This window comes from Formosa sejongensis (assembly GCF_033447105.1).
GTDB lineage: Bacteria > Bacteroidota > Bacteroidia > Flavobacteriales > Flavobacteriaceae > Formosa.
The window spans coordinates 67592-89030 of the sequence record NZ_JAWQUN010000019.1; the positions used below are offsets into that span (position 1 = coordinate 67592).

Below are 21439 nucleotides of genomic sequence, written 5' to 3' on the forward strand. Positions count from 1 at the left end.
CTAAGGTTATTTCTAAACCGTAAAAATAGTTTTTAGGGTAAAGAACTCGTCTAAATTATTGGTCAATATGTCCTAATTATAATCCATTTAATAGTTCTTATCGCCAAATCACTAATAATAGCAAGGGTTTACAGAATTTTGCATCTTAAGAAGACTAAATCTAATATCTTATATTTTCACAAAAGACAAACTCAATTTGAACTTAAAAACAAGTGTAATTATCGACTTACAGTTTTCAATATACTTGTTATATAAAACAAAGAGACCGCCATATTTTGATATGGCAGTCTCTAATTTATAAGGATTAAAATTTTAATTTACTGTAACAAAAAAAGCTTATTCTTTTATTATTTTTTTATTTATCACTTTACCTGCATTCATGATACGAACAAAATAAATACCACTATTTAAATAGCTAATATCTAATTCTTCTTTATTACTTTCAAGTGACCTTTTAAGCAATACTTTTCCAACGATGTTATACAATTCCAGATTAGAACCTAGACTATTTGTAACTGTAAACTTGTTTTTAATTGGATTTGGATATAACGATACTAAATCTTGCTTCTCATCTTTAATGCTTAAAGTTAATCCTGCATATTCAAATATATCGTCAAGTGATGCAAAATTCTTTATCCATTCAATATCATTATAGGATGCATTAGTTGTACCACTTGTATCTGCATCGTCTATAATAAAAATCACTCTATTGGTATCTATGTAATTAGTCCCATCAGCAAATAATTGTGTACCAGAAGCTCCAAACCCCGGACCATTTTCACTCAAATCGAAAATATAAATACCTGCATCGTTAAGCGCTACATTTTGCAAATTAGAGAATCCGTTTTTATCATTATTATACCATCCACTGGCCATATAAAATGAAAATCTAGAGGCAGGTAAATGATCTATTTTTATAGCTAAATAAGGATGTTCACTACTAAACTCTATATCATCTTCATATTGAATTCCGAAGTACCCATTTGTATTAGAGTAATTGGACTGTAGTTCTCCAGAAGTAACTGCTAGGGATGTAGTTCCAGGGTTATTGAAGTCGGTCCAACCTTCGAAATCATTATTAGTATCGAAAAGGAATTCAAACGCGCCAGGAGATTTCACGTCTGCAATATATACTGGCAATGCTGTTTTAGAAACCCCAGGGCCTTCATACATTACATCCAGTGTACTACTCGAATTCGAGTTTGTAAAATAGTCTACTTTAATTTTATGATACCCTTCGTCTAAGCAAATTTGTGCAGAAACCTCTTGTGCATCATGCAGACCATCATTATCAATAATTTCAACACCGTTAATGGATACGCTTGAACCATCATCAGAATTAGTGAAAAGTGTATAGGTCCCATCGCTTGGCGCATGTATATAACCGTCAAATACGAACCCATAATTATTTGTAGCTGAAGCTTCAGTCAAATCAATAGCGGATGTTACCCCCGTTTTAAGTGGTGTTTCAGATTCAAAATCTGGAAGTTTATCCCAAGTACCTTCATAATACTTATAATTAATACCAGAACTAAAACTAGTATTTATAGATTCTGCTGTTTGGCAAACCGATTTTACATCAACAGTCAAATTATTAAGTTCGAATGCATTATCTGCACCACTAAATAAAACTTGTAATGCTTGTACACCTTTGGTTAAAGTGACATCGCTTGCTACTGTAAATTCTTTCCAATCTGTTAAACCTGTAGAGTTTGGAACTCCGAAAGGCACATTAACCTCTGTGGTGACATCTGCCCCTCCGATATTAAATTTTATTTTTCCATCGGCACTAGCCGCGGCATAATTTATCGAGATATCGTAAACCCCATTTGCAGGTACATTTACGGTATACGTTAACCATTCTCCGTCTCGAATATCTGTAATAGTATAACCACCTTCACTAATCTCTTTTATATCTACGCCGTCGGCCATTCTATATTGTCCTCCAGAATTATTGGTATCTAAATCATTATAGATTCGACCTTGCCCACTCACTACAGAATAATCATAATTTTCGGCTTCAATAGTTGCTGGAATAGTGTGTATTTTATAATCTGGTAAATTACTAAAATCAAACCCACGTATAGGTTCTCCGTAACAATTATTTGGTCTACGAAATAATAATCCGCCATAACCAAGATAAGAACCATTGTCTGGTGCCGTTTCGTAACCACCATTCATCTCTATTGATTTATCACGAGCACGAATAGTCCACTTCGCTTCTTCTGGTGTTTTAATACCTCTACCAATGTAATGCGCAACGGGTAATTCCCAAGCAGCAACATCGTTAAATCTGTCTCTGTATATACGCGTTGGATCGTTTGCATAAATAGGACTTATGGCTAATGACATCGTGCGATTGGTTCTATCCATTTTTTGAATAAACTCGCCAGATTCTGCGGTTGGTGTCCATGCTGTAGTCTGATCGGGATAAGATTGCACATAAGACACCGTATATTTATTATTAAACTCTAGACCTAAAAGCAGTCTTGAATCTGCCTCGCTCCAGAAATCGGTCCCTTGACTCCATGCAATTTCTCCAATATTACACAACATATATTCTCCCCACCAGGTATGCCATAAGTCTCTTGAACTTTCTTGACTTTGTCCATTTTCCCAAATATAGTTTGTTAATACACCATTAAAACCATAATCTTCTACGTCATAACCAATCGTATAATTGTAGTTAATTTGATATTCTGTAACACCATTTTCGTCTCCTCTAATATGCGGACCAGAAGAATATGGTAAATCATCTGCACGATGTGGTAGACCTTTAACATAACGTAAAGCACGATCGTACATAATTTCGTTATCTAAAAATACGCCCATGGCCAAACACGCTCTAATGGCACTTATTTCTTGATTTCCGGCTCTCACATAATCAAACAAATACGACCTCCAATACCAAGTCCCTTGCGTAGTTAAATCGGCAGGAGTCTCTGTATTCGAATATCCAGGATACACAAGCATATCTTTAAACTTCGTGATGTCTGAATCTGACCAACCACTATAGGTTCCTTTAATTATTTCGGCACCTTCTAACATAATATATATTAAAGAACTTGTTAAAGATCGTGTTCCACTATGTTGCAAATAAGTAAGTCCTGTCCAGGCATTAAAAATCTCGACAGCTTTATCGGCATGCCTGCTGTCTCCTGTAATATACCACATTAATGCATTTTGATAGGCAGCTCTACTGTCACTTTCAAATTCTGCTAAATTGGTTTTAGGAGTATCACGATACAGAACAGTCATAGACGTATTACCTTTAACAACATAATCGTATTGGGATTTAGAATCTGCAGCTAAAGAGAGATAGGATTCGTAATAAGGTTCAATTTGAGATTCAACCATATACTTCATTCGGTCTAAATCTGAATTTTTATGAGATAATCCAGGGTGCACAAATTGTGCATTTACGGTACAAATAATACTTAGAAAAAAAAACATTGAAAACATTAATTTTCTCTGTAAGCATTGTTGAATTAAAAAAAAACTTAAAGTAATTCTTTTCATTTTCTTGATGGTTTTTGATTTTAATAATTAGTTAAATATGTCTTAATAAAACTAACTTATTAAATAAATTAGGACTCAAACCTATTGTTCAATGTGTCCAATTTATAAACCATTTTCAACCAAAACCCTCATAAAACACACAGGGACAAACCCTTAAAACCTAAACCGTGGCAAATCTTTACTAAATGAATTAAAGAAAATTGTTTTTTTACAATTAAAAAAAATCATCCTATTAATTAAAATTATTAAGAATTAGAAATAGAAAATACCATCGTATTTAAAATGATATAAAATGTATCTGTTTTATTTTTGCTTTCTGTTTTGGTTAATATATTCTGTAGGCGTAAGATTATATAATTCTTTAAATGTTTTACCAAAATATGTAGAGGAACCAAACCCAGACATATGTGTAATTTCCTTAATTGAATACGCACTATTTTCTAATAAATCTGAAGCATATTTTAATCGAATAGTACGAATAAAAGCACTTGGATTTTCACCCGTTATAGATTGTGTTTTTCTATACAATTGCGAGCGTCCTATCCCTATTTCGGATATAATATTATCTATTTTAAAATCTTGATCACTAATATTATTTAAAACTATTTTAGTTATTTTTTCTAAAAAAGCTTCGTCTATAGTATTTGTAGTGAGTTCACTTGAAGGAAGTAGTGTACCCAAAGCAGAGAATTTTTCACGTAATCTTGCCTTTGCTTCCAATAAATTTTTAATTCGCGCACGAAGTACTTCAATTTTAAATGGTTTAGGGACGTAGGCATCTGCACCATGATCGAAACCTGAAATTTGATCGTGATCTCCTGTTCTTGCCGTTAATAGGACAATAGGGATATGGCTCGTTTCTAAATCAGATTTTAATGCCTTACACATTTCAAAGCCATCCATCTTAGGCATCATAACATCGCTAATTATAATATCCGGATACCGTTTTAAGGCTTTTTTTAAACCTTTTTTTCCATCCTCGGCGGTAATTACATTATAGTAATCTTCTAAATCGTCTTTTAAATGCAATCTTAACTCTCTATTATCTTCAACTATTAAAATTGTTTTTAAACCTTTTTTACTCGCAGATACCTCGTTGACTTTTGTGTTGTCTGTACTAAGCATATCATATTCTAGAGATTTTATAGTATTTATTAAAAACTCATCCTTAACATTTTCTACCTTGGTTGTAGTGCCTTTTGCTTGTATAGGTAATTTAACAACCAACTTGCTTCCTTTTTTTAATTGACTTTTTGCATAAATCTCGCCACCGTGCATTTCGACTAAGGCTTTCGAGAAATTAAGCCCAATACCTGTGCCTATTTTATTGGCGTCGCTATTATAAAAACGTGAAAATATTTTTTTAAGTTGTTCTTTTCCCATTCCGATACCTGTATCCTGAACAACAATTTCAACATAGTCTGTTGTTTCTATTTTAGTATTGAAACGGAATTTTGACTGATTTTTACTTACCGACATCTTATTTACAGATACCATAATTTGGCCTTCAGACTCGGTAAACTTTAACGCATTCGAGATTAGATTCGTTAAGATTTTTTCAACTTTATCATAGTCGAAAGCAGTCATTAATTCTTCAGAAGAACTTGTAAATGTGTACTCAATATTTTTCTGTTCAGCCAATTCAGTAAACAGTAAAAAGATATCTTTTGTGTATTTTATAATATCTCCTTTTTGTAATTGTAGCGGCGACATCCCAACATCCATTTTTCTATAATCCAATAATTGGTTTATTAAATGCAATAACCGTCTTGAACTCCGCTGTATAGATAGGGCACTATGCTTTACAACTGCTTCATCTTTTAGACTTGATAGTATTTTTTCTACAGGATTTAAGATAAGCGTTAATGGGGTTCTAAATTCATGAGAAACATTTATAAAAAATTGCAGTTTCAATTGGTCTAACTCACTCTTTTGACCTGCTTTTACTCGCTTTGTATAGAAGTAAACCATGCTCCATAATAGAAGTATTCCTAAGAGTACATAAGCAATATAAGCCCACCATGTTTTCCAAAACGGTGGATGAATTTGTATTTTTAGTTTTACAGGCTTAGCCGCATCCCATGTCCCATCTGTTGTAGATTTTACTTGAAATGTATAATCTCCTGGAGATAAATTTGAATAATTTACATTTCTATCATTTTCTGCAATTATAAAGTTATCCTCGAGTCCATCTAATTTATAAGCGTATTGTGTTTGTTTTGGATTTTGATAATTTAATGCTACAAATTCGAAACTTAAAAAGCCTTCATTATATTTTAACTCTAAGTTTTTTACCTCAGAAATATTTTCATCAAACAAGACCCTATTATTAATGGTATCTCCAGCTTTAATTGTTTTATTAAAAATTTTGAGATTTGTAATTATAGGAGCAACGACCTTGGGTGTTGAAATAATATCTTTAGGATTGAAAAGATTGAAACCACTAATACCTCCCATAATAAGTCTGCCATCGTGAGTTTTTGTAATAGCCTTACTCTGAAATTCCTCGCCTTGTAAACCATCGTTGGTATTGTAGTTTATAAAACTATTATTTGTGGGATTTAAGGCAGATATTCCACTTTTTGTTGTTATCCAAAGTGTTCCATTATTATCTTCTGCAACGCCAATTACAATATTATTTGGCAAGCCATTTTCTGTAGAATATCTAGAAAGCAGTTTAAAATCTGAATTTAGTTTATAAAGCCCTAAATCTGTTCCCAACCAGAAATTCCCATCCGAGTCTTCAGTAATAAAATTTATACGGACATGATCAATGCTTTGCTCTGCAATTCGATTAAATTTAATCTGGCTTGGTACGCGCTCTTCAAAATCATTTAAATCGACATAAGCCAATCCTAAAGAGGTACCTACCAATAGCCTATTATTAGAATCTATATATAAAGAAAAAACAAAGTTACTTGGAATGCTGTTATCGTTAACTGGATTATTTTTGTAACTGTAAAATGCATCCGTATTAGGATCAAACACATTTAAACCAGCTGTAGACGTCCCGATCCAAAGACGTTTCTCGTTGTCTTCAATAGTCGTCCAAACTGTATTTTGCCCCAATGAAAGCGAATCCCTCTCATCGTGCAAATAGCGTGTAACCGTATTATTTTCAGGGTCAAACTTATTTAGTCCACCATCCCAAGTTCCTACCCAAAGACTGCCATCGTAACTTTCAGATAAACTTAATATTTTATCAGAACTCAAGGTATTTATATCATTTGGCTTTGATCGATAATGCGAAAACGTGTGTTTTTTTTCATTAAAAAGGTTTAAACCACCTGTTCCCGTACCAATCCAAATTCGTTTTTTACTATCTTCTAAGACGGCCTGTGCAATTTCTGCACTCAGCCCATTTTCTTTTTTAGGTTGATAAAAATAATGACCAAAATCGGACTTGGACAACACCAATTTACTAACGCCTTTATTATAAAATCCAAACCAAAAATCGCCCACATTATCTTCGAATATTTTTGAAGGTTGATTGTTAGGAAGTGAAAAATAATTTAAAGGATTATGAGCTATGTGGGTTGCTCGCGTGGTGTTTTTATCTATAAGATAAAGTCCATCTCCATCGGTTGCAATCCAAATTACACCTTTACTATCTTGAAAAATATCGAAAATTGTAATAGCTTTATTTACTGGAGAAATTGACCGAAATTCATTGGTTTTCCGATTCCAAAACACCAAATAAGATAAATTATTTCCAATCCAAAAATCGCCATCAGCATCAACCATTACCGTTTTTGAAATATGATCGAAATTTTTAGGTAAAGGAATATTTATAAGTATCCGATTAAACTGATTGTTTTTAGCATCGTAACTATTTAAATAAGAATCGTTAGTAACAACCCAAATTTTATTTTCTACATCTTTTAATACAGCTGTAATAATGTTACTGGATACGGAATGAAGATTGGCAGCTGTATTTAGGTAGTGTTCACGTTTAATATTGGAATAATTTGAAATAGCACTATTCTTATTTAAGACTATTTTAAACAAGCCGTTAGTTGTGGCCACCCAAAGACTATTGGTGTGTTCATCGAACAGGATATCATTTATAACATCTTTATTACTCTTATTTTTGAATAAGGGAACCTGAATAAATATATCCTTACTACTTATAAACACGTTTAAACCATCGTCTGTACCAATCCATAAATTATGGTGTCTATCTTCCTGAATGGCATTAATTCTACTATTACTAATACTGTTAGAATTATTAAAACTAGGCCGATATATTTTAAAATTATAACCATCGTATTTATTTAATCCATCATTAGTCCCAAACCACATAAAGCCGTTATGATCTTGAAATATTTCAACACACGAATTATTTGACAAACCATCTGACGTGTCTAAATTTTCAAATTTTAAATTTGAATATTGCGCATGAATACTATGGAGTATTAACGTAAATAAAAATGTGACAAGTAACTTTACTCTTTGCATATTGGGTTCAATCTAAAACGGCTATAAAAAGCTTTTATAAATAGTAAAGCTATAATTTCTTTTTATATATTTTCTATAATCACAGAGACATCTTGATGTTTTATTAACAAAAAATCACATTGAATAAAATTGAATCACACTTGCCAGCAGTTATCATGATACATAATACGGTGTTATTAGTCCGTATTGAACAAGGTGATTTTATCAGAAAACTACGTTGGAATGTAATGTTGAAGAAGTTTGGGTTTTGAAACTGGTATTAGGTTTAGGATAATAATTTGATATTAATAACAATTCTTATCAGTTCTAAAGCTTGAGACTCTGAAATAAATTGAGAGTTACGAGACATGTACAAAAAACACCTTTTTCACTATGCAATATCATGCTGAAATTATTTCAGCATCACACAACAAGCTAAGTCCTTACTAATTTACAATCTGAATTTTAGCGAACAGATCGTATTCATTACACCCCACAAAAAGGGCATCTTAAAATCTGGTAAAACTGAATATTATTTTGCGCAAAACACAAAAAAATCGCTGATGCCCTTCCAGAATACAGTCCCTTGTACAACTAGTTTTAAGAGTAAAAGTCCGCTCCTATTTCCTTCCATAAGGTTAAAATTAAATATTAAAGATATTGAGTGCGTATGTTACATATATCTTATATTTGGATGTATATAATAATGAAATGCAAATGGATATTTTAGACTGGATACAGAATTGGTTTAATGAAAATTGTGACGGAGATTGGGAACATGGTGATGGGATCCAAATAACGACTTTAGACAATCCTGGATGGGACGTCGAAATTGATATATCTAAAACTTCAATAGCTAATTTAAATCTAGATTGGATTCTTAATGAAACTAGCAAACAAGATTGGTATGGAGTAAAAATTGAAAATCAAAAATTTAATGCTGCAGGTGACTCCGGAAAACTAATATTTTTATTATCCTTATTCAAAGAGATGATTGAGAAAATCGAAAATTAATACTAGTGCTAGGAGCGTACTAAATTAAATTATAGCCAAATTCGTTTTTATATTGGAGTAGACAATAGAGGAACTTCAAAAGAAGCTCTTGAATCTTTATTAAATCAAAATATTGAAACTTACATTTACCAAGATAAAAGAGATTTCGTAACATATCATCCAAAATTATTCTAATTTGAAGGCGAGAAATTTACGAGAGTAATATTTTCACCCTTGCCTCTTTCTAATAATTCAAAGCGTCTGCCCTGAGCAGAGCCGAATGGTTACGCTTGCACGTTATAGATAATTATTAACCTTTCGGTAAATCAAAAGATGCCCATGCTGGGCAGAAGCGCAGTATAAAAATAATTGCAGCTTAGTATTTAATCAATAGGTTGATACTTGTTTCTTTCGTCTAATTTTGCTGAAGCCAGTTCGCTGCGCTCATGTCCTTCAGAAAATCCTCGCATACAAACCCACAACTATTCTGATGTATAATATTGACAACTAATCGTGTCCTAAATAATATTATATGTTCATTTTTTTCATTGATAAAAAAACGAACCAAAAAAATCTAGGCTTACGAACTTTTATCTAAATTTTTCGTTCAGTATCTAAATTTAAAGAACTCGCTACTAAAAATCAACAATATAGAAACATACGTTTAGCTCAAACAGCTTTAAATTTCGCGATACTTTCTCTTCAAATTTTACGATAAATTTTCGATAGGCCAACCAAAAAAACAAAATTCAACTTATGTAGAAAAAGTACCTCCCTTAGCGCAAGTAATTCAATAAAGTCAGCACCGGTCAATCTTTTTTAAAAAAGAGATTAATCGTTTAGGACGCTATTGATTGACAACTAACTTTAAAGCTTATTTCAATAAAACATATATATCCAAATAGACCTTGATAATTTAAAATTGATAGTACTTAATAGAACTGCTATCACACAAATAATGGAGAAAACACTTAAAGGTGACAAATCAATAAAATACCAAAACACCACGAGACTTGTTATCATTTGTGCCACAGCAAGTGCATAACTCACAAACATAGCCCCAAAAAAGAAACCAGTTTCTCTTTCAAATTTATAATCACACTCAGGACATCTATCGTTCATTTTCGGAAACTTCAACACTAAAATATTTCCGCCATTCTTAAAAATATTTCCCTTTTTACAATTCGGACACTTACAATTTAATGCATCAATAACTTTACTCATTACAAAATATTTTATACTGCAAAATTAAGACAGCAAATAGTTTTTATTCATATAATATGTTCGCCATTTTTTGTACTTTTAGGACATACAATATGAAAATACCAGTTCTAAATATTAGTCAATTTAAAGAATCTAAACCTCTCAATGATGTGTATATAAATTCTTTTTCGAATCACATACAACGTAATAAGAATTTAATTAATAAACCACACAGTCATAATTTCTATCTATGTGTACTATTTACCGAAGGTACAGGTACACACGAAATTGATTTTAATTCTTATAGTATAAATCCTGGCAAGGTGTTTTTTTTAAAACCAGGACAAACACATTTTTGGAAATTTGAGACACAACCCCAAGGGTTTATCTTTTTTCATTCTCAAGAATTTTATGAACTAAAGTTTTTAGAACATAAGCTCCATTCATTTCCTTTTTTTTATTCGAATCAAAATCCTCCTTTTTTAGAATTAGCTCCTAATAAGCTTAACGAATTAAATCTTAAATTTCAGGAAGTTTATACCGAATATTTACAAACCAATCTGTTACGAGAGTTAAAAATAGTAAATTCACTAAATAACATTTATTTAGAATTAACAAGGGCGTATACAGTTGATATCAATTTAGAAAAGCTTAATTCTCCACACTATTCTAATATACTTGAAACTTTAGAGAATTTAATTGACGCCCATTTTTATAAACAAAAATTACCCAAATTTTATGCAGAAAAATTAAGCATAACCACCAAGCATTTGAATAGAGTAGTAAAAAAAACAATAAATAAAACGACAAGCCAATTAATCTCTGAAAGAATTATTCTAGAAGCAAAAAGATTGATTGTACATTCTCACGACAATTTAGCCAATATAGCATATACACTCGAATTCTCGGACTATGCCTATTTTTCTAAGTTTTTTAAATTAAAAACAGGGATGACGCCTTTGGATTTTAGGAAAAAGTATTTTTTAATTAAATTTTGATTATTTAAAATAACGATACACATTCGAAAGGATGGCTCTGCCATTAAAGAACAGAGTACTCCCCGCTTTGCAACCTTGTCACGACCTTCTAATCTACCACTTGTGCTCCTATGCAAATTTTGAAGAGCATTACGTTCAGTCCTTCCCTACTTGTAAGTCCTTCGGAGATATGACCTCTGCTGACTTCTCCAATTAAACAACCCATAGTTTTTGTCCTTGCAACTTACTTATACTTCTAAGATCCTGTCCTGAACGGAACCAAAGGGTTACTCTTACTCATAAAGGGCCTATCTATCCAATAGGCAGGCTTGCACCCTATAAATTAATTATTTACCTTTCGGCAAATCAAAAGAGGTCCATACTGGACACAAATTTTGAATGTAAAAAATAGGAGAAACAGTAATATAGTCAAGGCTTTTAGATCGTATTAAACGTTGTGCTTAACCGAAAATATGGCGCTTCAAAATTGCCTACGTTTCATAGACTAAACGGTTGGCTGTAATTATGCAGATTATGAAATGCCTTTTCACATTATTGAAGTGAATTAATGTAAACTATATTTTTAAATAATGAATTCATTAATAAAGAAGAATAACGTCAAGATATCAGGGGATGGAGATAGAGTGCTCCTTTTTGCCCATGGGTATGGTTGCAATCAAAAAATGTGGCGTTTTATTGCACCTGAATTTGAACACGACTACAAAGTAATCTTAATAGACCTTGTTGGATATGGAGAATCTGATGTCGATGGATTTGACAAGGTAAAATACAGTTCATTAAAAGGGTATGCTACTGATATTATTGAGCTATGTGAAGCGTTGGAGCTTAAAGAAATCACACTAATTGGTCATTCAGTTAGCGCTATGATTGGACTTCACGTAAGTATAATGGCTCCTGAGCTTATTAATAAGCTCATCATGATTGGCCCCTCTCCTTGTTATATTGATCAGGATAATTACACAGGTGGGTTCAGTAAAGAGGATATAGATGAGTTAATCGATACCGTTAACAGTAATTATCTTGGATGGTCAAGTGCCATTACTCCTGTAATAATGGGGAATCCAGACAAACCTGAATTGACAGCCGAACTTAAAAATAGTTTTTGCCAAACAAATCCTGAAATAGCTAAACAATTCGCCGAAGTAACATTCAAGGGAGATGAAAGACAATATCTTGATAAATGCTTCGCAAAAACATTGATTATTCAAAGTAAGTTAGACATAATAGCTCCGGTAGCCGTGGGAAATTATGTTCATAAAAACCTTGTAAATAGCGAATTAAAAATACTTAACACAAACGGTCATTGCCCTCATATGAGTGCGCCTCAAGAAACGATAGCGGCCATCAAAGAATACTTAGATGCTAAGTAAATTATAAAAATGAATTTAGAGAACCATATTGCAATAGATTTATTTAACAAAGCTCCTTTCGGTTATATTATAACACAGGAGGATGGTACTATCATAAAAATAAATGACACATTATTAAGTCTTATTCAAAGTAATAGAGATGCATTATTAGGTAAAAAGAGATTTCAAGACTTGTTAAATGTGGGTGGACGCATATATTATGAAACCCACTATTTACCATTGCTCATCCATCAAAAAGAAGTTCAGGAAATCAATTTTGATATGCGAAGTAATAAAGGCACCAATATTCCTGTACTTGTTAATACAAATGTTATTAAGGAAAAGGGAGAACAATTGTTTTTCCTCTCAACGGTAATAGATATTTCGCAACGAAAACTTTACGAAAGAGAATTATATATTGCCAAAGAAAGGGCTCAAGAAGTTTCAAAAAAATTAGAAGAAGCTAATCAAGAACTTAAAAATTTTTCTCATGTCTTATCTCATGATGTAAAATCTCCTCTCGTTAATATTATTGGTTTACTTGATTTGGTTGATGAGGATATGCTCTCTGAAGAAGAGCGTTCTGAGTACTTTAATTTGGTCAGAAATTCAACAAGTGGCTTGTTAGATATGATTGATGGAATACTGAAGTATCATATCAATAGCGATATAGATAGTCAAATACCGAAAAAAATCAGTATTCAGGATTTAATCACTAAAATAGCTCAATTAGCAGATCCAGAATCAAAAATCGAACTAACCATTGTTGACGAAGAAAAAACCATCAAAACGTACAGTGTAATAATTGAAATGATTTTACTCAATCTCTTGGTGAATGCTATCAAGTATAATGATAAAGAAATAGTTAGGATTAACGTTCTAACTTCTTCAGATGAAAAATATTACCATTTTACAATGTCCGATAATGGAAGAGGTATAGATGAAAAAGACTTTAAAAGAATATTTGAACCCTCTAATACCTTGGAGGTAAAAGATAGGTTTAATAGCAAGGGAACGGGGCTTGGTTTATCCTATGTAAAGAAAATGGTTGAGAAGTTGGGAGGGGCAATTAAAGTCCAATCAAAATTGGGCACTGGATCAACTTTCTCATTTACAATAATCAAAATACAAGAAAAAACAGCTAACACGAAGCTATAAGCAATACTCCGCTAACGCAACGTTCTGCTCATAGCTCAACCGTTGCCAAAATTGCGGTAAAACCCAGAAAAAAAACTACCCCGAGGCAGAGCCTAGAGGAATTAGATTGATTAATTCAAATAAAAAAACTGCTGGTGTTATACCAAAACAAAGGGCGTTGCGAGTTTTTATATAAACGTTGACAACAAGCACAAAAACAAACGTAAATGAAAGATAATAAACACATAGAAAGAGACGGACAAGCAGCTACAAAAATATTTGACAATAGAAGTTTAGAAGTTGATTATAGAACACTTAAACCTTTTTTAAAAGAAGGCATGTCTGTTTTAGATGTTGGTTGTGGAACTGGTTCTATTTCTAAAGACATTGCAAACAGTATTGGTAAATCTGGAAAAGTTACAGGAATAGATAATACAGCAAAGTTTATAGAAAGTGGTAAAGAAACATATAAAAACATACCAAACTTAAATCTTTTACATACTGACTTATTTGACTTTCAAACTACCGAAAAATTTGACTTAATTACCTCTGCAAGAACCTTACAATGGTTAAGTAATCCGAAAGCGGCATTATTAAAAATGAAATCTTTGTTAAAACCAAATGGTAGCATTTCAATTTTAGATTATAATCATAATAATTTAGAATGGAATCCTGAACCTCCAACAAGTATGAAAGTGTTTTATAAAACGTTCTTAGAATGGAGAAAAGACGCAGGAATGAATAATGGAATTGCTGATGATTTACCTGAGCTTATGAAAGAAATTGGAATGGTGAACATTGAAAAAATAAATTCAGACGAACATTATGAAAAGCATAGAACAGATTTTAAATCAAAAGTTGGAATTTGGTCTAAAGTTGCTGGTTCTGTTCAAATAGTTCAAGAAGGCTATTTAAACGATAATTTGAGATTAAAAGCTATTGAAGAATATAATGAATGGGTTGAAAACAAAGCTATTTCTATGACAATGAAATTGAATGAAGTGAGAGGAAAAATGCCAGTTGTCAAAACTCTATGACATTAATTGCTTCTTTCTTGTCTGCTTAGAAATTCCTTCTAAATTACTCTAGTTCGTTTCATTTTTAGTATGTTAGTTGCTTAAATACGCAACTATTCTTAGACTACAACCTTGGCTGCAATGGTAAGAAAGCATATCCTGACAAAAAAACAACCGCTTATTCATGAATAATACTCATCCAAACAAGGATATACAAAAAAAAGCCTGGCATACATTTATTAATAGTTCGGCATGGCGTTGGTTTCAGAAAGCACTTGTATTGGCGATTTTCTTTTTAGTCATAAATCATTTAACGAAGCGCGAAAGTTTTCCAGATGGTGAAACGTATAGATTTCCTATAGAAGGTTTTCTGTCGTCTATTATTTTATGTATTCTTATTGGAATCATAGCGCATCTTAATTTTAAATTTTACAAGAAAAAGCATTTCATTAAGAAAGTGGAAATTGGGACTATCATATGGTATATGGCTACTACGCTAGGATATATTACTATCATGTATTTTCCTGTAAATATTGTTTTCAATATCATTGCTGGTGGACGGACAGAATTCTATTATTTATTAATTGGATTGCTAATGACCTTAGTATTGAGTTTCATTCTCATAGGTTTATGGTATGCACAAGACCTATACAATTTATATAAGTTATCCATAAAAGATGCTGAAATCACCATTGAAAGCGGCGCAAAAATAACGAAGCTTACCTATGAAAATATTGCGTGCTTTTACAGCGAAAACAAAATGGTGTATACGGTTCAAAGTGATGGCACAATAATTAACACCGATTTTACACTGAATGCGCTCGAGGAAAAAATAAACGATCAATTATTTTTTAGAGCCAATCGGCAAATTATCATTCACAAAGATACTGTAGACCAAATTGAAAAAATTGAAAATGGCAAGTTGCGTATTCTATTAAAAAATTCCACAGTAAACAATACGATTTCAGAAATCATTATCAGTCGTTACAAGCGAAAAGCATTTATGGATTGGTTTCAATAAAAGAGGCTAAAACCGATCGACTATTCAGTTGTAAATTCACGACCATTCAGTAATAAAACGCGTATTTAAAGGGAGTTTCAAAGATTTTATTCATTCTTTCGCTTAGAATTTAAAATAAGAAACAATGAACAACATTACCTTAAGACAAACATTAATTCCATTAATTACTTTTGCTATCATCGGCTTTTTATGGTTTGGTCCCGTACGTATTAGTTACGTCGAAAATATTATTATTTCTATAGTAATCATTATAGCGAATTATATAGAATACAAAGGAAAACCATTTTTAGCACTTGGATTTCAACGTGAAAAATTCACATTCAAAAACATCTTCTTACTAGCTCCTTTAGTTGCACTAGGACTCTTTGCTTTTTATGTCTTTGCATTGGTTCCTGGAATTACAAAACTCACAGGAGCTCCTATAAATTATTCAAGTTTCGATCAATTGAGAGGAAATCTCCCTGCCTGTTTAATTGGTTTGGTATTAGTGTGGACTGCTACAGCGTTTGGTGAAGAAATTATTTTTCGCGGTTATTTTATGCGACAATTTGTAAAATTCTTTGGAGAAAGCAAAATCAGTATTGTACTTAATATCTTCCTATTTTCTTGTTTCTTTGGTTTTATGCATAGTCAACAAGGCATTACAGGGCAACTTGTTACAGGGATTGTTGGAGCACTTTTAGCCCTGATATTCTACTTGCGTAAATACGATTTATGGTTTATTATTGCTGTACATGGTTTTTTTGATACCATTGCTTTAGTTTGTATTTACTTTGGTTTGGCATAATAAAACCAAGTAATGATGCCTAAGCCTTGAATTTACCTAATAAAACATGCCTGTTCGAACACGTTGCCGAATAATTACATGGTTAAAGAAAGCCTTCCAAATAAAGGTATTGAAATAGATGCGAGGTCGCAGGAAGAGCGTGCGTATTATTTTATCTCGGATGTAGAGATGAATTGGTAGATTGAATTTTTAAAGCTCTATCTTGAACGCAATGTATCTATAAACCACAGATTGCCTTCGGGTAATTCAGTGCTTCTTGAGGTGGCTACCAGAGGTGATTTAGAAAAAATGAACTATTTTTTATGCAAAGGTGCCGAGGTTAATGTTGTAGACCAATGCTATTTACTAACCTAGCACACACTAAAATAGCTACAAAAAAAAATGGAAATAATCTATGCAACGAAATCAGATTACATTTATCTTTAGATTATAGAACATCAAATATGGTATATCAATTTTAACCTGTAGCCATATTTCAGGACAAGACATTACAGAAAAAATACCATTATAAATTAAACCTTTAGATAAATTAATAGTCTCAATAGTACTGCTCTAAAAAAAACAAGTAGACCGAAGGAATTTTATAATACTGGAGTCTAAATAAATAACAGAATTAAAAAAAATGAAATACTATAAACTAACAACCATTATCACATTGCTTCTTACAGCAACTTTTACGAATGCACAAGTAACAACACAATGGGGACCAGATGGATTTGTAAAAATAGAAAATAATTCTGGTGGTTTTATTGCTAACCTAGAAAGTGGGGATAGGTTTAGTCGTGACCACGACCAAGCTGGAGACATTAATGGAGATGGAATAATTGACATTGTTGTTGGTGCTCGTTCAGATGATGATGGAGCTACTGATGCTGGAGCTGTTTATATTCTATTTATGAATAGTGACGGAACCGTCCAGTCCAATCAAAAAATATCGGCAACAGAAGGTGGTTTTACAGATGTTTTAAGTGCAGGTGATTTTTTTGGATATGGAGTTGCGGGTATAGGAGATTATGACAATGATACCATCCCTGACATTGCTGTTACTGCAATTGGTCGTATTTATATAATTCATTTAAATAATGATGGGACTGTCAAAAATTTTGTAAAGAATCATAATATTAATTCTCAAGGTTTATCTGCAATAGGCGACCTAAATAATGATGGTAGAATCGATTTAGTTGCTTGCCAATCCACATCTAATGCAGGAGGAAACCAAAGAGGAGCAATACAAATACTTTTTTTTGATAACACATCAAACGTAATAAATTCAAGTACAGTAACTATTAGTTCTACGCAAGGTGGTTTTGGAACAGGCCTTCAAGATAATGATCGATTTGGAGGTAGAGAGGTTGCTATGCTGGGAGATATAGATAATGACGGCACAAAGGAATTGGCAGTAGGAGCTTTTATGTCTGATGGAGGAAAAGGAGCTATTTGGATATTATCTTTAGACAATACAACTTTTAATGTGGTTTCTAAGCTCAAAATTACAGAAGGATTGAATGGTTTTACGGATACACTAACTACAGGCTCAAACCCCAATGGAACGACAGGAGCAAGTTTTGGACATGCCTTGTGTAAAGTTGGAGACTTAAATGGTGATGGAGTTCCTGATTTAATGACAGGGGCAAATCAACAAAACGAAGGTTGGGGTTATATTTTATATTTAAATGCAGACAAAACAGTAAAAACATACACCCGAATAAACAATACTGATGGTGGTTTTGGTCTAGTATTAGATTCAGAAGAGAGGTTTTCTCGCTCTATATCTTTTATTGGAGATTTGAGAGGAGATGGTACAATTGCAGTAAATTATGGTGGTGGAGCAGGTGGTACTGGCTCTTTATATTTAATATTTTTTAAACCTTGTGATTTTACCCAAGAAGCAGGATTTAACCGTTGGAGTGGAGGAAATATCTTATTTTCCAATTGGAGTCACCCAACGCAATCGCTAACAAGTAATTCTTTAACTTTTGAGCAATGCACGTTTAAAGCGTTTGAAACAGGTGCCACATATTTAACCTATAACTTTAATGATGGTAGGTGTATTTGTATGGATTCTACAGTAACTTTAGATACCAGTACAGAATTGAGTACTGCATTTTCTAATGAATGCTATAGCAGTATATTGTCGACTGATTTGATAGAATTGGATGCTGTAAATCAGACAATTATTTATCCAAACCCTACAAATGCTGAATTAACACTAAAGACATATCAGACATCTTTTTCAGAACGAGATAGACTACACGTATTTTCGATTATTGGCAAACAACTTTTCTCTTCAAGTATAAACTCACAGGAAACTACTGTTGATTTATCCAAATACCCACAAGGCACTTACATAGTAACTACAAGCATAAATGGAATACAAAAAACATTTAAAATCTTGAAAGAATAAGAAAAACGGCATACAGTCGAGTGAATGGCTTCGCTATTAAATAACAAGTGCACCCCTCACACGACCGTACATACGGGTCTCTTACCTGCTTACCGGCAGGCAAATACGGCAGTTCACCAAATTGAAGTTTACGTATTATTAATATAATCTAATAAAGGTTTACATCCTTTTCGTTTACCCCTAGACCTTGTAATATCAGTCTTTAAAATAGGGCTTTGAGCCACCGCCCAGCCTCCCATTCTTGTTCTAAGCCAAGCATATGCATGTCCTGCTTCTATTTCTAGTTGAATTAGGTTTTTAATTTTTAGTAGAAGTTAGTCATTCTTCTTTAGCAGACTTGATTAAGTCGCTCAGTATAAACATGCATGTATTGAATTCACCTTGTTATTATTCCGCTTTAATACTGAATAGACTTTAGCAGATGTAAAAGACATTTTTATGTAAACTTTGCGTGTGGCGTTACTTTTAATTACATAAAAGATATATAGCACATATGTTACATATATCTTATATTTGAGAGATATAGCACATATGTACTATATACAATTGTTAGGTGCAAGCCAAAAAAAACCAACCAGCCATCACATTATGATTAGAATAATTGAAATTGAAAACATAAAGGGTATTGACAAAAAAACCTTTGACCTTGGAATTCATCCTAACAAACCAAGTCTTTTAGTTGCACCTAACGGCTTTGGAAAAAGTTCATTGGCTACTGCATTTAACTCAATGAATAGTCAGAGAATAAAACTTGCTGATGACGATTTACACGCTGAAAGTAACGCAAATCTACCAAGAATAGCTATTGAGTATGTTCAAGAAAATGGAACTTTAGTTAATTTAGAAGCAACTAACAGTACTAACACAATAAGTACACATTTTGATTATTTCGTAATTAATAATTTAACAAAACCAAAAGGAATTGGTTCACGATTTGGGAGTGCAACAGCAAGATTGGAAATCAAAGATGTTGTATTAGTTGATAGAATTCCAGATAATACACCTTTTAGATATTCATTTAGAGATAGCCAGACTGCTTTTGGTAATTGCGGAAAGGTTCTTCCAAATGCAAATTCAGCTTTAAATAATTTAGTTTTAGTTGAGAAATTGAGTCAGAATTACCAAGCATTACAGCGTGCAAACGGAAACAGAATTCAACAAAGGTTAAGTCTAATAATGGATTCAATAAATGCACAAAATGAAACAGCGACATCTACCGTTTTGAATAATTGGGTTTCTCTGAACTGTTTAAACGAATTAAAGCAAATCGATTACTTAAACACAATTGGAAATTTGATTAGCGAATTTGACATTGGCTATAATGATGAAACTAAAAGTTATTTAGCAGCAATCCAAATTGTTACACTTTACAATAGTAATCCAGACAATTTCAAATCAGCTTGTACTTTTAGCAATTATCGTTTAGACAAACAACGTTTTGATGAAACTCTTACTACTTTTAATTGCACGTGGAAAAATGTTAGCACAAGTCAAACTGGAGGCAAATTAATTGTAAAATTTCCTGAAGCCATACATATTTCCAACGGTCAAAGAGATATTCTAACTTTCATATCAATGTTATTTAGAGCTAAAAGACATTTAAAAAAGGGAGCAAATATTTTAATAATTGATGAAGTATTCGATTATTTAGATGATGCAAATCTTACCGCAGCACAATATTACATTACTCAATTTATAAAAGATTATAAACTTGCAAGCAAACGGATTTACCCACTAATATTGACACATCTTAATCCTAATTATTTCAAGAACTTTACATTCAGCAATCAAAAAGTTTATTATTTAAACAAATCAAATATTCAAGTTGCACAAGGGATAATTAATCTATTAAGAAATAGAGAAGATTTAACGATTGGAGCAGATGTATCTAAATATCTACTTCACTATGACCCAGGAACAATAAATAAAAGAGCTGAATTTAGAGCTCTTTCTATACCTGAACTATGGGGAGAAAATGACAATTTTGTAAATCACGTAGATAATGAAGTCCAAAATTATTTAAACGATATACCGTACGACCCTTTTGCTGTATGTGGAGCTTTGCGTCTAAAAATTGAAAAAATAGCATATGATAAGCTTCAAAGTCCAGAGGCTAAAACCACATTTATTGCAACTCATAAAACACGTAGCAAATTAGAAAAAGCACAGGAAATGGGAATTGTGTCGCCAGAATCTCATTACCTTTTAGGAATAATATACAATGAAGGAATGCATTGGAAACTGAACCAAGATAATATTTCACCTATAGCTTCAAAATTAGAAAATTTAACTATACGAAAATTAATAGCGGATGTTTTTGCTTGAGAGAAACTCTAGAAAAGGCCTGCACCTAACAATGTATATAAAAAATAGGCGAGACAGTAATAAATTCAAGGGTTTTGGCTCGTATCAAACTTTGTGCTTAATTGAAAGTTTCGTGCTTCGAAATAGCCTACTTTTCAAGAACTGTGTTAAAAACCTAATGAAATAGAGTTAATTTTTAAACAATATTTTCCTTTTACATTTCTATTGAAACATAGAAATATACTGAAGTTGTCACCTCTAAATTTGGACT

12 protein-coding genes are annotated in these 21439 nt (G+C 32.4%); 9 read left to right on the top strand and 3 right to left on the bottom strand.

The annotated features are described in order from the left end of the window. Positions 1-336: 336 nt before the first annotated feature. Together R6X41_RS15335 and R6X41_RS15340 are read right to left on the bottom strand one after the other, a co-directional pair. Positions 337-3453 (bottom strand): T9SS type A sorting domain-containing protein, encoded by a 3117-nt coding sequence (locus tag R6X41_RS15335; protein ID WP_318501228.1) that lies wholly within the window; start codon positions 3451-3453, stop codon positions 337-339. Between the two features lie 369 nt (positions 3454-3822). Next, positions 3823-7977, bottom strand: a complete 4155-nt coding sequence (locus R6X41_RS15340) for a hybrid sensor histidine kinase/response regulator transcription factor (protein ID WP_318501229.1) — start codon at positions 7975-7977, stop codon at positions 3823-3825. Positions 7978-8673: 696 nt separating this feature from the next. On the opposite strand from R6X41_RS15340, the gene R6X41_RS15345 reads away from it, so the two are divergent. After that, positions 8674-8970: an immunity 53 family protein gene (locus R6X41_RS15345; RefSeq protein WP_318501230.1), complete on the top strand. Its 297-nt coding sequence runs from the start codon at positions 8674-8676 to the stop codon at positions 8968-8970. An 858-nt stretch (positions 8971-9828) separates the two neighbouring features. On the opposite strand, the gene R6X41_RS15350 is transcribed toward R6X41_RS15345, so the two are convergent. Next, positions 9829-10173 carry a DUF983 domain-containing protein gene (locus R6X41_RS15350; protein WP_318501231.1) on the bottom strand — a complete coding sequence of 115 codons (345 nt, stop codon included), beginning with the start codon at positions 10171-10173 and terminating at the stop codon, positions 9829-9831. 92 nt (positions 10174-10265) lie between these two features. Between R6X41_RS15350 and R6X41_RS15355 the strand changes: the two genes are divergently transcribed. The 8 genes from R6X41_RS15355 to R6X41_RS15390 all read left to right on the top strand — a co-directional run bounded on the left by R6X41_RS15355 (position 10266) and on the right by R6X41_RS15390 (position 21189). Beyond that, a complete protein-coding gene (locus R6X41_RS15355; RefSeq protein ID WP_318501232.1) occupies positions 10266-11150 on the top strand; it encodes an AraC family transcriptional regulator in 885 nt (294 codons plus the stop codon). Positions 11151-11719: 569 nt separating this feature from the next. Beyond that, positions 11720-12520, top strand: coding sequence for an alpha/beta fold hydrolase (locus R6X41_RS15360; protein WP_318501233.1), 801 nt, complete (start codon positions 11720-11722; stop codon positions 12518-12520). Between the two features lie 9 nt (positions 12521-12529). Further along, positions 12530-13657: a sensor histidine kinase gene (locus tag R6X41_RS15365; RefSeq protein WP_318501234.1), complete on the top strand. Its 1128-nt coding sequence runs from the start codon at positions 12530-12532 to the stop codon at positions 13655-13657. A 206-nt stretch (positions 13658-13863) separates the two neighbouring features. Beyond that, positions 13864-14673: a class I SAM-dependent methyltransferase gene (locus tag R6X41_RS15370; protein WP_318501235.1), complete on the top strand. Its 810-nt coding sequence runs from the start codon at positions 13864-13866 to the stop codon at positions 14671-14673. A 163-nt stretch (positions 14674-14836) separates the two neighbouring features. Next, positions 14837-15673, top strand: a complete 837-nt coding sequence (locus R6X41_RS15375) for a LytR/AlgR family response regulator transcription factor (protein ID WP_318501236.1) — start codon at positions 14837-14839, stop codon at positions 15671-15673. A 124-nt stretch (positions 15674-15797) separates the two neighbouring features. Beyond that, a complete protein-coding gene (locus R6X41_RS15380; RefSeq protein ID WP_318501237.1) occupies positions 15798-16460 on the top strand; it encodes a CPBP family intramembrane glutamic endopeptidase in 663 nt (220 codons plus the stop codon). Positions 16461-17082: 622 nt separating this feature from the next. Beyond that, a complete protein-coding gene (locus R6X41_RS15385; RefSeq protein ID WP_318501238.1) occupies positions 17083-18864 on the top strand; it encodes an FG-GAP-like repeat-containing protein in 1782 nt (593 codons plus the stop codon). A gap of 513 nt (positions 18865-19377) precedes the next feature. Further along, positions 19378-21189: a hypothetical protein gene (locus R6X41_RS15390; RefSeq protein WP_318501239.1), complete on the top strand. Its 1812-nt coding sequence runs from the start codon at positions 19378-19380 to the stop codon at positions 21187-21189. Positions 21190-21439 lie beyond the last annotated feature (250 nt).

Excerpts from the sequence above, each read along its gene's own strand:
- R6X41_RS15335 (WP_318501228.1), bottom strand. The coding sequence starts at position 3,453 with ATGTTTTTTTTTCTAAGTATTATTTGTACCGTAAATGCACAATTTGTG.
- R6X41_RS15340 (WP_318501229.1), bottom strand. The coding sequence starts at position 7,977 with ATGCAAAGAGTAAAGTTACTTGTCACATTTTTATTTACGTTAATACTC.
- R6X41_RS15345 (WP_318501230.1), top strand. The coding sequence starts at position 8,674 with ATGGATATTTTAGACTGGATACAGAATTGGTTTAATGAAAATTGTGAC.
- R6X41_RS15350 (WP_318501231.1), bottom strand. The coding sequence starts at position 10,173 with ATGAGTAAAGTTATTGATGCATTAAATTGTAAGTGTCCGAATTGTAAA.
- R6X41_RS15355 (WP_318501232.1), top strand. The coding sequence starts at position 10,266 with ATGAAAATACCAGTTCTAAATATTAGTCAATTTAAAGAATCTAAACCT.
- R6X41_RS15360 (WP_318501233.1), top strand. The coding sequence starts at position 11,720 with ATGAATTCATTAATAAAGAAGAATAACGTCAAGATATCAGGGGATGGA.
- R6X41_RS15365 (WP_318501234.1), top strand. The coding sequence starts at position 12,530 with ATGAATTTAGAGAACCATATTGCAATAGATTTATTTAACAAAGCTCCT.
- R6X41_RS15370 (WP_318501235.1), top strand. The coding sequence starts at position 13,864 with ATGAAAGATAATAAACACATAGAAAGAGACGGACAAGCAGCTACAAAA.
- R6X41_RS15375 (WP_318501236.1), top strand. The coding sequence starts at position 14,837 with ATGAATAATACTCATCCAAACAAGGATATACAAAAAAAAGCCTGGCAT.
- R6X41_RS15380 (WP_318501237.1), top strand. The coding sequence starts at position 15,798 with ATGAACAACATTACCTTAAGACAAACATTAATTCCATTAATTACTTTT.
- R6X41_RS15385 (WP_318501238.1), top strand. The coding sequence starts at position 17,083 with ATGAAATACTATAAACTAACAACCATTATCACATTGCTTCTTACAGCA.